This is a genomic window from Streptomyces sp. NPDC031064 (assembly GCF_055570965.1).
In genome coordinates, this window is record NZ_JBVIGF010000001.1 from 134,058 (window position 1) to 147,570 (window position 13,513).

Below are 13,513 nucleotides of genomic sequence, written 5' to 3' on the forward strand. Positions count from 1 at the left end.
GGTCCATGCGGTACATCATCATCGGCGCGGGCGCGGTCGGCGCCACCATCGGCGGGCGGCTCGCCCAGGCCGGTCACGAGGTCGTCCTGGTCGCGCGGGGCGCGCACGCGGAGGCCCTGCGGGCGGACGGGCTACGGCTCGGCACGGCGGAGGGCACGAGGGTCCACCGGCTTCCGGTCGCGACCGGCCCGGCGGAGGTGGGCCCACTGCGCCCGGACGACGTCCTGCTGCTCGCGGTGAAGACCCAGCACGCCATCGAGGCGCTCGACGCGTGGGGCGACGCGGAGGTGGCGGGCGGCGGCACGGCGGCGCAGCGCCTCCCGGTGTTCTGCCTCCAGAACGGGGTGGAGAGCGAGCGGCTCGCGCTGCGCCGGTTCGCCCGGGTGTACGGCGTGTGCGTCTGGCTGCCGTCGACGTTCCTGCGCCCGGGGACCGTGTCCGCTCTGTGCGCGCCGCTGACCGGCATCCTGCACATCGGGCTCGCGGCCGGCGGCAGTGACGCCACGGCCCGGAAGGTGGCCGCCGATCTGGCCGCGTCGGGCTTCGGCGCGCCGGTCGTCGAGGACGTGATGCGGTGGAAGTACGCGAAGCTGCTCGGCAACCTCGGCAACGCGATCCAGGCCACGACCGGGCCCGAGCCGGCTCCGGCGAAGGAGGCGCTGCTGCGGCGGGCGATCCGGGAGGCGGAGGCGGCGTTCGCGGCGGCGGGCATCGCGTACGCCTCCGTGGCGGAGCAGGCGGAGGCGCGTGACGGCAAGGTGGACCAGCCGGCGGGCGTGCGGGGCGGGTCGTCCTGGCAGAGCCTGGCCCGGGGTACGGGCTCCATCGAGGCGGACTACCTCAACGGCGAGATCTCGCTGCTGGGACGGCTGCACGGGGTGCCGACGCCGGTCAACGACGTGCTGCGGCACTCCGCGAACATCTTCGCGCGCAAGGGTCTGCCGCCGGGCGCGATGTCCGTCGAGGACCTCACCGCCCTCGCGGACGAGGCGGCCGCCCGGGCCGGCGTCGGGTAGCCCGGGCGGACGTGCGTCACCGGCCCTCTCCGCCCGGGATGCGCAACGCCAGTACCGCGACGTCGTCGTCGTTGTCGGCGGGACGTACGCGTTCCAGCAGTTGGTCGCAGAACGCGTCGAGGGGACGGCGGGCCAGGACGGCGGCGTGTTCGCGCAGGTCGTCGAGGCCGTCGTCGATGGGCCGTCGCCGGGACTCGACGAGCCCGTCGGTGTGGAGGAGCAGCGTGCTGCCGGGCGGCAGGGTCGCGGTGGCGTCGGTGCGCGGCACCCGGACCCGGGTGCCCAGCAGCAGTCCGTGGCCGTCCTCGAGGAAGCGGGTCCGTCCGCCGGGGATGACCAGGAGCGGCGGGAGATGTCCGGCGTTGGTCCAGGTGAGGCGCCATGCCCCGGCACGTTCGTGTTCCAGGCGGCCGAGGAGGAGCGTCGCGGTGGACGCCTCGCTGATGTGCTCGGCGGCGTGGTCCAACTGCTCGACGGTCCGGCTGGGGGACGCTTCCTGGGACCAGGCGAAGGCCCGCAGCATGTTGCGCAGTTGGGCCATGCCGGCGGCGGCGTCGAGGTCGTGCCCCACCACGTCGCCGATGACCAGCGCGGTCGCGCCGTCCTTGAGGGTGAACGCGTCGTACCAGTCGCCGCCGACGTGGGAGGCGTGCGGTGCCGCCACATAACGGGCGGTCATCTCCAGGCCGGGCACCCGGGGCAGTTGGGGCAGCAGGTGCCGCTGCATCGTCTCGGCGACCCGCCGCTGGCGTTGGTACAGGCGGGCTCTGTCCAGGGCCAGGCCGGCGCGGCGGGTGATGTCCTCCAGCAGGGACAGGTCGGCGTCCGTGAAGGGCGCGCTGTCCGCGGAGCGGCCCAGGGTCAGCGCGCCCAGCACTTCCCGCAGGCCGCGGATGGGCGCGATGGCCGCCGACCGCATGCCCGTGGCGGCGAACAGCCTCCGCTGCTCCACGGCGATCCCCGAGTCGGGAGGCGCCTGGTACGTCCCCGGGCCGGCGAGGGCGGAGGCCGCGCCTCGCAAGGCGCGGGAGAGCGGCATCGGTGAGTCCTCGGGCACGGGCGGGAGCGGCCCCTGGAGGTCCTCGCGGTGTACGAGGACGCCGTCCTGGTGCGTGACGACGGCGCTGCGCCGGACGTCGCGGCTCTCGGTGACGAGGTCCACGACCGCCCAGTCCGCCAGCCGGGGAACCAGCAGCCGCACCAGCCGGCGCAGGGCCTCCTCCGTGTCGAGGGTGGAGGTCAGGCGCGTGGTGGTCTCGGCGAGCAGGGCGAGCCGGTCCAGTTCGTCGAGCGTCGTGGTCGCGGTGGTGGCGCGCGGCGTGGCGTCCGGCGGCGGTTCGTGGAGGATCACCAGCGCGCCCTTCTCCTCGCCGATCAGGCACGGGGTGACCAGCCAGGACGACGCCACGACGTGCCCGCCCCGGTGTACGAACCAGCCGTGTTCCCCCTGACCGGTGCGTCCCCCCACAAAGGCCTGCATCATGGGACATTGCGCCCGGGGGGCGGTGTGTCCGTGGGCGTCCCGGTGCAGCGCGTCGTGGCTGTCACGGCCGACGAGCTCCTCGGGGCGCCAGCCCAGCATGCGCGTGACACCCGTGTTCACCCGCACGATGACCCCCTGGTCGTTGACCAGGTAGGCGGCCGCCGTCAACTGTTCCAGCACGCGGGCGTCCTCCGTACCGCTCCGTTTGGTCCCGTCCCACGCGCCCACGCTCGTTCCCTCCGCCCGTCCGTCCGTGCTCCGGCGCATGGCGCCTCCCGGCGACAACCTCGGCGGAGAGGGACTGCGTGCACCTGATCCGCCCCCATAGTGGCGGGTGGGGCGGAACGAGGTCCACCGCGCCGGGCACACCCCCGCGTCCGCGGTCCGGCGACGGGCCGGTTCGCACGTCGCACCACGAACCCTCGTGCCGGCCCCCGCGAGGGGCAAGGGTTTCCCCTCTTTCCGGTCCGTTTTCGCGTCTGACATCGTGCGTTCGCCCCCTACACATTCGGCCCGGCGGCCCGACCAGCGCGCCGGGATCGGAGGACGCGTTGATACGTCACATATCCGCAGCGGCCGCACTCGGCGTCACCCTCGCCCTCGCCGCTCCTGCCACCGCCGTCGCCACGGCGCCGCAAGCCACCACAACGGCCACCGCCACCACCGCCGCTTGGGCGGCGGGCACCCGCGCCCACCTCGTCATCACCGCGCCCGGCGACACCTCCGCCGTGCGGGCGGCCGTGACCGCCAACGGCGGCTCGGTGTTCGCCTCGTACGACGCGATCGGCGTGATCGTCGCCCACTCCACCTCGGCCGGCTTCGCCTCCGCCATGCGCGGTGTCGCCGGAGTCCAGCAGGTCGGGGCGACGCGCACCTCGGACGTGCCGGCCGACGCCTACGACCCGGCCCTGCCGCCGAACCCGGCCCAGTCGCCGACCACGCTGACCGAGAGCCTGACGCGCTGGGACATGACCCAGATCAAGGCCGACCAGGCCTGGGCCGTGACCACGGGCTCGGCGGCGGTCAAGGTCGGCGTGCTGGACACGGGCGTGGACGACCGGCACCAGGACATCGCCCCGAACTTCAACGCCGCAGACTCCGTCTCCTGCGCGTACGGCAAGGCCGACACGCGTGCGGGCGCCTGGCGCGACGTCGGTACGCACGGCACGCACGTCGCCGGCACGATCGCGGCCGCCAAGAACGGCAAGGGCGTGGTCGGGGTGGCACCGGGGGTGAAGATCTCCTCGGTCCGCATCGCCGAGCCGGGCACCAGCCTGTTCTTCGCGGAGAACACCATCTGCGGCTTCATGTGGGCCGGTGACCACGGCTTCAAGGTCACCAACAACAGCTACTACACGGACCCGTGGCAGTTCAACTGCCCGGACAACGCCGACCAGGCCGCCATCATCGAGGGTGTCCGGCGTGCCCAGGAGTACGCCGAGAGCCGGGGCTCGCTCCAGATCGCGGCGGCCGGCAACTCCAACCTGGACCTCGCCAACAAGACGGTCGACACGGAGAGCCCCAACGACTCCACGCCCGTGCGCCGCACCATCACCAACGCCTGCCTGGACATCCCGACCGAACTGCCGGGCGTGGTGACCGTCGCCGCGATGGGCAAGGGCAACGTCAAGGCGTCGTACTCCAACTACGGCAACGGAGTCATCGACATCGCCGCACCCGGTGGTGACGGTACGTCAGGTGTCTACTCCACGCTGCCGGGTGGCAAGTACGGCAACATGAACGGTACGTCGATGGCGTCGCCGCACGTCGCGGGTGTCGCCGCGCTGATGGCGAGCACCGATCCGGCCGCCACCCCGGCCGACATCCGGTCCCGGCTCGGTGTCCAGGCCGTGGACGTGGCCTGTCCCTCGGACAGCCGGTGCACGGGTACGACCGCCAAGAACGGCTTCTTCGGCGAGGGCCAGACCGACGCGCTGAAGGCGGTCGCCGGGACGACGCCTCCCCCGGGCGCGTACTTCGAGACCACCACGGACGTCGCCATCACGGACAACGCGACGGTCGAGAGCCCCCTCACCGTCTCGGGCGTGAGCGGCAACGCGTCGGCCACCCTCAAGGTGGGCGTGGAGATCGCTCACACCTACCGGGGTGACCTGGTGGTGTCCCTGGTCGCACCCGACGGCACGGTGTATCCGCTGGAGGACTTCGCCAACAATGACGGTACGGACAACGTGAGCAAGACCTACACGGTCGACGCCTCGGCCGAGGTCGCGAACGGCACCTGGAAGCTCCGGGTCCGTGACGGTGCGACGCAGGACACGGGCAGGATCGACGCCTGGAACCTCACCTTCTAGGCCGCGTTCCGAGTCACGTTTTCGTTATCCACCCCCTTCCGATCGGTCTCCCAGGTGTGTCGGACAGACTGCTGTCCGAGGGAGAGAAGGGCCGAAGGTGAGCCAGACACACGAAGAACGCCTGATCAGGGCGGCGCAGTCCGGGGACCAGCGAGCGCAGGACGAGCTGGTGGCGGCGTACCTGCCGCTCGTCTACAACATCGTCGGGCGGGCGCTGAGCGGGCACGCCGATGTGGACGACGTGGTCCAGGAGACGATGATCCGGGCGCTCGGCGGGCTCGGTTCGCTGCGGGACCCGAAGCGGTTCCGGTCGTGGCTGGTGGCGATCACCATGAACCGGATACGGGACCACCGGTTCGCCCCGGCCGTGGCCGGGGGTCCGTACGAGGGCGACGACCTGGCCGATCCGGGCGCCGACTTCGTGGACCTCACCATCCTGCGGCTGGGCCTGTCCGGGCAGCGGCGGGAGGCGGCCGAGGCCACCCGGTGGCTGGACGACGGCGACCGGGAGCTGCTGTCGCTCTGGTGGCTGGAGGCCGCGGGCGAGCTCAGCCGCGCGGAGGTGGCCGACGCCATGGAGCTCACTCCGCAGCACACCGCCGTGCGGGTGCAGCGGATGAAGGCCCAGTTGGAGACGGCGCGGATCGTCGTCCGGGCGCTGGCGGCCGACCCGCGCTGTGTGCTGCTGGACGACGCGCTGGCCGGGTGGGACGGGGTGCCGTCCGCGCTCTGGCGCAAGCGGATCGCCCGGCACGCCCGTGGCTGCACCGTCTGTTCCGGTCACGGTGCCGGGCTGGTCCCCGCCGAGGGGCTGCTCGTCGGGCTGGGCCTGGTCCCGGTGAGCGCCGCGCTCGCCGGGGCCTGCGCCGGAGCGGACGCCGGGGAGGCGTTCGTTCTGGCGGGAGCCGGTTCGCCGGACATGGCTGCCCCGGGCCCGGCGCCCGCCGGGACGCACGGGGCGACCGGGCGGGCGACCGGGGGGCGGGGCGGGGGCGCCACCGGCGGCCGGCGGCTGGAGCGGGAGGCCCGGCGCCGGCGGCAGCGTCGTGGGGCCGCGGTCGCCACCGCGGCGCTGCTGGTGGCCGGTGGCGGGGTGGCCGGTCTGCGGTTCCTCGGGCCCGAGGAGGGGGCACGAGAGATACGTACGCAGACCGCCACCCAGCCGTCCGGCTCACCGCTCGCGCCTTCGGCCACGCCCGCCCGGCCGAGCGCCGCATCGTCGGCCTCCCCGTCGCCGTCCGCTTCCGCGAGTCCCTCGGCGTCGGCGACCGCCACCAAGAAGGCGAAGCCGACGGCGGCGCCCACCCGTACGGCGCCCAAGCCGCCCCCGGAGCCGTCCCCGTCCCGTACGCGGTCCGCCCCGCGGTCCCAGCCGGCCGAGCAGCCCTCCGGCTCCTTCGCCGAGCAGGTGACCCAGCTCGTCAACTCCGAACGGGCCAGGAACGGTTGTGGTCCGGTGAGCCAGAACGGCCTGCTGGACACGGCGGCCCGGCGCCACTCCGACGACATGGCCGCGCGCGACTACTTCGACCACACGAGCCCCGACGGCAAGGGACCGGGCGACCGGATCACCGATGCGGGGTACGCGTGGTCGACGTACGGCGAGAACATAGCCCGTGGCCAGCAGACCCCCGCCTCGGTCATGGACTCCTGGATGAACAGCCCCGGCCACCGCGCCAACATACTCAACTGCTCGTTCAAGGAGATCGGCCTGGGCGTCCACGAGGGGTCCGGTGGACCGTGGTGGACCCAGGTGTTCGGCGCGCGCTCCTGACGGTTCTCACGCCCGGACCTCCTTGGACCGCTCGTCGCGGCAGTGGGGTCCGGGCCGGGGCGCCGGGGGCGGTGTGCGCGGCGACGAGATCGCGGCCAGCCACAGGCCGGCACACGGGAGGACGAGCGCGGCGGTCACGAACGGCAGGGTGAAGCCGATCGTGCCGATCAGCGGGCCCATGACGGCCGTTCCGGCCGACTGGCCGAGGAAGAAGGCGGAGACGAACATCGACACCGCCGTGCCTCTGCGCTCGGGAAACATCTGGGTGGCGTGCGTTTGCAGGGTGTTGTGGAGCATGTAGAAGCCGAGGCCGGTGAGCGCGCCGGCGGGCAGCGCCCATGCCCAGGCGGGGGCGGTGGCGTAGGCGAGGAAGCCGATGCCGAGGATGACACCGCCGGCCAGGGCGAAGCCGCGTTCACCGATGCGGTTCAGCAGTCGGGTGACGGCCAGGGCGTAGAGCAGGCCGCCGAGACCGTAGGTCCCCGCGATGAGCCCCGCGGCGGTGAGCGGGGTGCGGAAGTGCGCGTGCAGGTAGGCGGGGACGAAGGCGAACGGCCCGTAGACGGCCATCCCTTCCACGAAGACGATGGCCAGGATGCACTGGGCTCGCTTGAGCCGGAGGACTTCCAGCGCCCCGGCGAGCGGTGAGCGCCGGCGGTCGGGGTCGGGCGGCGGCACGGGCGGGGCTCCGGCGAGCCGGCGCCACAGCAGTACCGCGGCGGTGCTGAACACACCGGCCAGGAGCGCGAAGCACCAGCGCCAGCCGAGGGTGTCGGCGAAGAGGCCGCCGAGGACCTGGCCCGCGATGACGCCGAGGATCTGGCCGGTGAGCAGCCGGGCGAGGGTGGCCTGTCGGCGCTCGTAGGGCACCTCGTCCCCGATCCAGGCCATCGACATGGGGATGATGGCCGCCGCGCTGGCGCCGGCGGCGACGCGGGCGACCACGAGCCAGGTGAAGGTGGGGGCCACGGCGGCGGCGAGCGTCGCCAGCGCGCACGCGGTGGTGACGATCGCCACGACCCGGTACTTGCCGTGCCGGTCGCCGGCGGGCCCGTAGAGGATCTGGAGACTGCCGTAGGCGATGGAGAAGGCGGAGATCACCCAGGACGCGCTGCCCTCCGTGACGCCGAAGGACCGGACGAACTCGGGAATCAGCGGATCGCAGATCCGCATGGAGGCGGAGCTGGCGAACGCCGCGATGGCCAGGAGCAGGAGGGAGCGCGCCCTGAAAGTGATCATGTCGTGCCTCTGAGGGTGCCGGATGGACGGTGGACGGCCTGGCCGGTTACGGCTTGATGGCCTCGTGCGGCAGGCGGGGGAAGAGAACCGCGTCGCAGATGTCCTCGGCGCCCAGGTACATGGCCACGAGCCGGTCGAAGCCCATGGAGAATCCGGCGTGCGGCGTGCAGCCGTAGCGGCGGATGTCGACGAGCCATTCGAATTTCGCCAGGTCGTACCCGCGCCGCCGGAGCCCCGCGATCATTCCCTCGGCGTCGTGCGCGCGTTCACCGCCGCCGATGATTTCGCCTTGTCCGGTGTGCGCGAAAAGGTCACTGGTCGGGGTGGTGCCGTCGTCCTTGACCGGGAACCAGAAATTCTTCAGTTCCTTCGGAAAACCGGTGATGAAGTAGGGCCGGTCGAAAGTGCCGCTGATGGCGTCGGACTGCTCCTTGTTGTAGTCCGCTCCGTAGTCGAATTCATGGCCCAGGTCCCGCAGCAGCGTCACGGATTCCGCGTAGGAAATGCGGGCGAACGGCTTGCTGAAGGCGTCCAGGTGGTCCATCGGCAGGCCGGCCAGGGCGTAGACGTCGGCGTGTTCGTCCCGGAGCCGGACGGCCACGTGCCGCAGCATGTCCTCCTCGATGGCCATGAGGTCCTCGTAGGTGGCCCAGGCGAAGTCGGCGGAGACCTGCCAGATCTCCACCAGGTGGATGCCGTCCGCGTCGTCCTCGCGGCGGAAGGTGGGGCCGAAGGTGTAGACGCGTTCCAGCGCGCTGACCATGGCGTCGGCGTACATCCAGTTGCTCTGCGGGAGCGAGGCGGTCCGGTCGCCGTAGTAGGGCACCTGGAACACGGCGCCGCTGGAGACGGACGAGGCGCTGGTCAGGATGGGCGTCTGGACGAGTCGGCAGCCCTGGGCGTCGAGGAACTCACGCACGTACTTCTGCACGTAGTGCCTGAGCGTCGCGGCGGCGCGCAGCCGGCGGCCGCGGATGTGCAGGTGCCGGTGGCCGAGGTCGGTGAGGTCGGGGTCGCGCAGGTCGACCGGCAGGGGCAGGGCGGCGGAGACCACCCGCAGGGCGGTGGCCCGCGGGAGGTCGCCCGACTCGTCGACGGTCAGCTCGACGACGCTCTGTGCCGTGAGTCCGTCGGCGGGCAGCAGCCCCTGCTCGACGGTGACGGCGCGGGTGGTGCCCGAGCCGCGGACGAGGAGTTCGGTGTGTCCGGCGTCGCCGGGCAGTGGCCGGATCTCTTCGATCCAGCCGCGGATGACGTCGGTGGGCTGTGCGAGGGGCATGGGTGTGCTCCAGAAGTAGTGGTGCGGAGTGGGGAGTCGGGTGTGTCAGACGTCGTGGGGCAGGACGACGCTGCCCTCGAAGAGCCGCCGCGCGGTACGGACGACGGCTGCGCGCCGGACGTCGGGGGTCGGGAAGCGGCCGCTGTTCATCTCGAGTTCCACGGCGAGTTCACCGGCCGGGTGCTCGATGCGGACCGTGCGCCGTGGCCCGTCGGGCAGGTGCGCGAGGTCGTGGGCGACGCTGCCTTCGAGTCCGGTGGCCACGGCGATGCAGACCGCTCCGGTGACCGCGTGCGACGCGTGGCACAGGTGGGGGACGAAGTAGCGGGACGTGATGCCCGGGCCGTGCCGGGGGGCCGCGAGGAGGGCCACCTTGGGGATGACCTTCCCGGTGGCGTCACCGAGGCCCATGATGTGGGACGCCTCGCGGCGGATCTCCTCGACGCGGGCGAGGAGTTGGGGATCGGCGTCGAGTTCCCGCTTGGATTCGTACCCGCTGCGGCCGAGTGCCGCCGCGGGGATCAGGACCATGGGCGTGGCCATGTCCACACAGGACACCTCGACGCCACGGATCATGTCCCGGGGTGAGCCGGTCGGCAGGAGTTTCCCCGTGCGGGAGCCGGCGGTGGCGGCGAGGTCGAGCTTGACCGGGGCCGCGGTGCCGGGGACGCCGTCGATCCGGGTGTCGCCGTCGTAGGTGACCTGGCCGTCGGGCGTCCGGACGATCGCGGTGGAAACGGTCCGGGTGTTCTCGTTGAAGATCCGTACGGTGGTCTCGCCCGGCTGGGCGGCCACCATGCCGCTCTCGACGGCGTACGGGGCGACGGCGGAGAGGATGTTGCCGCAGCTCGGGTTGGTGTCGACGACCGGTGCGGTGACGTCGACCTGGGCGAAGAGGTAGTCGACGTCGGCGTCGGGCCGGCGGGAGCGCCGCACCATGGCCACCTTGCTGGTGAGCGTGGTGGCGCCGCCGACTCCGTCGATCTGTGCCGCGTCCGGCGACCCCATGGCCCGCAGCAGGATGCGGTCCCGGGCCGCGGGATCGGTCGGTAAGTGGTCGGCGTGGAAGATCAGGCCCTTCGACGTTCCTCCGCGCATTAAGACGCACGGGATTCGCCGCATTGGTTCCCCCTATGACGTACGTATCCGTGCAGCACTCGCCACACCGCGAGGCGGGCGGAAAGGGGATGGACGCGCTTGGTGACCGCTCGTGGAGCGCTCATGCGCCCATGGACCGTGAACGGGGCCGGCGGGGAACGCCGCTGAGCGTGTTTCGGGCCACCGTTGTCACATGGGTCGTACTCGGGACCGTGGGCGGGCCGGCGGTTGCGCGATTCGGCGTGTTACGCGATTCGGCGTGTTTCCGTCACCGCTGCCCATCGGAATCCACGGTCCGGATCCCCCGTGCTGCTCTTTCGTTGATCGACCCTAGGAGCAACGGAAGCGGCCGGGCAAGCCCATTACAAGATCTTCATATTTCGTTCGTACCCCCGCTGCAATCCCCTCGCGGTACGAGGGGGTTGCGGCGGGCACGGGCGTACGGCCGGTTCACACGACGTGCCGGCCGCCGTCCAGGCTGAGGATGTCGCCGGTCGTGTACGTGGCCCGCACCAGGGCGAGGGCGGCCTCCGCGACGTCCTCCGGGGTGCCCACCCGGCGCAGCGGCGTGTTGGCGGTGACCCATTCGCGGGAGCTCTCCAGCACATCGGCCGCCTCGTCGTACCAGGGCGTCTCGATGAGGCCCGGCGCGATGGCGTTGACCCGGATCTCGGGGCCGAGGGTCGCGGCGAGCATGCGGGTGAGGTGGTTGACGGCCGCCTTGCTGACGCCGTACGGGATGGAACTGCCCAGGGCCCGACTGCCGGAGACCGAGGAGATGTTGACGATCGCGGCGGAGCCGGCGGCCCGGAGGTGGGGCACGGCGGCCGTGGTCATCTGCCAGGTGCCGAGGACGTTGACGTCGAAGATCGCGCGCCACGCGTCCGCGTCGGCCGAGTCGAGGTCGTCGAGCGGGATGAAACGCGTGGTGCCGGCGTTGTTGACGAGCACGTCGAGCCGCCCGTAGGCATCGATGGCGGCGTCGACCACACGGCGGACGTCGGCCGGGTCGGACACGTCCCCCTGGACATAGCGGGCGTCGGGCAGTTCGGCGGCCAGTCGCTCGCCGGCCGCCACGCTGGAGGCCGAGTTGACGACCACGCGCATCCCTTCGGCGGCGAAGCGGCGGGCGATGGCGGCGCCGATTCCGGACGACGAACCGGTGATCAGCGCGACGGGGCGGTTGCTCATGAGGTCTCCACGGACAGCGGTTGACAGTGATTCACGGCGGATCCTAGTGTGTCGTCATACGAAATCCACTTTCCGCATTGCGGAAAGTACGGGGGAAAAGGACTTCGTACCGCCGGCATGACCCGCCGCGGTCAGCAGCAAGCGCGCAGTCGTCCACCGCCGCCCACCGGGCGGCCCGGCGGCTGCCCGGCTCTCGCCTTCCCCCTCTGTCAGCAGCACCACCGCGCACTGGTCAGAGGAAGTCCATGAGTTCGTCGTCGCCACCCGCAATGCGGCACCCCGGCACCGCCGGTGTCCACCACCTCGTCGCCGCGCACGTGGCCCAACACCCGCACAGCCGAGCCGTCCACGACCCCGGCACCGCGACATCGCTCACGTACCAGGAGTTGTGGGACCGCGCCGGGAGCACCGCGGCCGCCCTGGCCGAACTCGGCGTCGGCCACGGTGACCTGGTCGCGGTCGACCTGGACCGGAGCGTGGACCTGGTCGTCGCCCTGCTGGGCATCGCCCGCGTGGGAGCCGCCTACCTGCCGCTCGACGGGCACGCGCCGCCCGACCGGGTCGCCGCCGTGCTGGCCGACGCGGCGGTCCGCGCCGTGGTCGTGGGTGCCGCGGACGCACGGCGCCCACGCCCGCTGGACGTGGCACCCGCCACGCCCGTCCTGACCGTCCCGCGCACCGCCGCCCGGCCCGGAACACCGGTCCCGCACGCGGCGGTGGACGGGGACGCCCCCTTCTACGTGGCGTACACCTCCGGATCGACCGGCACCCCCAAGGGCGTGGTCGTGCCCCACCGGGCCGTTCACCGACTGGTCACCGGGGCGACGTACTGCACCATCGAGCCGGACGACCGGGTCGGGCACGCGGCCAACCCGGCCTTCGACGCCACCACCTTCGAGATCTGGGGCGCGCTGACCGCGGGCGCCACCCTCGTGGTCCTCCCCTCACCCGTCGAACTCCCCCTGGACCGCTGGGTGGAGCTGGTCCGCGCCGAAGGCATCACCACCCTCTTCCTGACCACCTCGCTGTTCCACATGGTGGCCCGCGAGGCCCCGGCAGCCCTGGGCTCCCTGCGCACCCTGGTCGTCGGCGGTGAGCAACTGGAGCTGTCCGCCGTCCACCGCGTACTGGCCGAGGCGCCGCCGGGACGCCTGGTCAACGGATACGGGCCGACCGAGACCACCGTCTTCGCCACCTACTTCGACTGCACCGAGGAGTCGCTGGCCGGACGCGACCGCGTTCCCATCGGGTACGCCCTCCAGCGGACCGAACTGCACGTGCTCGACGCGCGGCTGCGCCCCGTCGCTCCCGGCTCGACCGGCGAACTGTGCGTGGGCGGGCCCGGGGTGGCGACCGGATACCTCGGGCAGCCCGAGCGCACGGCCGCCTCCTTCGTGCCGTACCCGCCGGAAGGGCCCAACCGGTCGCTGGTCTACCGGACCGGAGACCTCGTCCGGCGCCTCCCGGACGGCGCCCTGGAACTCGTCGGGCGGGCCGACCGCCAGGTGAAGCTGCGCGGCTTCCGCATCGAGCTGGAGGAGATCGAGCGCGCCGCGGTGGCGACCGGGCTGACCGACGCCGCCTTCGTCGAGAAGACCGGAGAAGGACCCGACGCCCGGCTCGTCGGCGCCTTCCTCGCACGCGGCCAAGGCGCGCCCGGCCCCGGCGAGGACGCGGCCGCGCGGCTCACCTCGGCGCTGTCCGCCACCCTCCCCGCGTACATGCTCCCGGCCCAGTGGCTGGTGCTGGACACCCTTCCGATCGGGCCCACCGGCAAGGCCGACCGCCGCGCGATCCAACGGCTCGTCGAGAACCTGCCCGCTGGCGGGGCGGAGGGCCGGGCGGCCGCGTCCGGCGCCGCCGACGACGTCGTGACCGACCGCATCGCCCGGGTCTGGGCGGAGTTGCTGAACGCTCCGTCCGTCGGCCCTGCGGACGACTTCCTCACGCTCGGCGGCAACTCGATCCTCGCGACCCAGGCCTCCTTCCGGATCAGCGAGGCGTTCGGGGTCGAGATCGGCCCCGCGGACGTCCTCCTGGCCACCAGCCTGGCCGAGCTGGCCGACACGGTGCGCGCGGCGGCCCCGGTCCCGCGCTGAACCACACCGACGAACGAAGAGA

Annotated in this window: 9 protein-coding genes; 4 read left to right on the forward strand and 5 right to left on the reverse strand. The window is 72.6% G+C overall.

Going from position 1 to position 13,513, the window contains the following annotated elements:
* The first annotated feature begins 5 nt into the window (after nt 1–5).
* Nucleotides 6–1,016, forward strand: a complete 1,011-nt coding sequence (locus ACZ46W_RS00560; protein ID WP_468329049.1) for a ketopantoate reductase family protein — start codon at nt 6–8, stop codon at nt 1,014–1,016.
* A gap of 16 nt (nt 1,017–1,032) precedes the next feature.
* Here the strand turns inward: ACZ46W_RS00560 and ACZ46W_RS00565 are convergent, their stop codons facing one another.
* The gene (locus tag ACZ46W_RS00565) at nt 1,033–2,766 is read right to left on the reverse strand and encodes a SpoIIE family protein phosphatase (RefSeq protein WP_468329052.1); all 1,734 of its coding nucleotides are present in this window, start codon (nt 2,764–2,766) and stop codon (nt 1,033–1,035) included.
* 284 nt (nt 2,767–3,050) lie between these two features.
* Here ACZ46W_RS00565 and ACZ46W_RS00570 point away from each other — a divergent pair, with 284 nt between their 5' ends.
* Together ACZ46W_RS00570 and ACZ46W_RS00575 are read left to right on the forward strand one after the other, a co-directional pair.
* The gene (locus ACZ46W_RS00570; protein WP_468329055.1) at nt 3,051–4,811 is read left to right on the forward strand and encodes a S8 family peptidase; all 1,761 of its coding nucleotides are present in this window, start codon (nt 3,051–3,053) and stop codon (nt 4,809–4,811) included.
* 97 nt (nt 4,812–4,908) lie between these two features.
* The gene (locus ACZ46W_RS00575; protein ID WP_468329058.1) at nt 4,909–6,585 is read left to right on the forward strand and encodes a sigma-70 family RNA polymerase sigma factor; all 1,677 of its coding nucleotides are present in this window, start codon (nt 4,909–4,911) and stop codon (nt 6,583–6,585) included.
* A gap of 6 nt (nt 6,586–6,591) precedes the next feature.
* Here the strand turns inward: ACZ46W_RS00575 and ACZ46W_RS00580 are convergent, their stop codons facing one another.
* The 4 genes from ACZ46W_RS00580 to ACZ46W_RS00595 all read right to left on the reverse strand — a co-directional run bounded on the left by ACZ46W_RS00580 (nt 6,592) and on the right by ACZ46W_RS00595 (nt 11,392).
* Nucleotides 6,592–7,824, reverse strand: a complete 1,233-nt coding sequence (locus ACZ46W_RS00580; protein ID WP_468329061.1) for an MFS transporter — start codon at nt 7,822–7,824, stop codon at nt 6,592–6,594.
* A 46-nt stretch (nt 7,825–7,870) separates the two neighbouring features.
* Nucleotides 7,871–9,103: an amino acid--tRNA ligase-related protein gene (locus ACZ46W_RS00585; RefSeq protein ID WP_468329064.1), complete on the reverse strand. Its 1,233-nt coding sequence runs from the start codon at nt 9,101–9,103 to the stop codon at nt 7,871–7,873.
* A 45-nt stretch (nt 9,104–9,148) separates the two neighbouring features.
* Complete coding sequence (locus ACZ46W_RS00590) at nt 9,149–10,225, reverse strand: 4-oxalomesaconate tautomerase (protein ID WP_468329067.1); 1,077 nt, start codon at nt 10,223–10,225, stop codon at nt 9,149–9,151.
* A 426-nt stretch (nt 10,226–10,651) separates the two neighbouring features.
* Nucleotides 10,652–11,392, reverse strand: a complete 741-nt coding sequence (locus ACZ46W_RS00595; RefSeq protein ID WP_468329070.1) for an SDR family NAD(P)-dependent oxidoreductase — start codon at nt 11,390–11,392, stop codon at nt 10,652–10,654.
* 245 nt (nt 11,393–11,637) lie between these two features.
* On the opposite strand from ACZ46W_RS00595, the gene ACZ46W_RS00600 reads away from it, so the two are divergent.
* A complete protein-coding gene (locus ACZ46W_RS00600; protein ID WP_468329074.1) occupies nt 11,638–13,491 on the forward strand; it encodes a non-ribosomal peptide synthetase in 1,854 nt (617 codons plus the stop codon).
* Nucleotides 13,492–13,513: the final 22 nt, after the last annotated feature.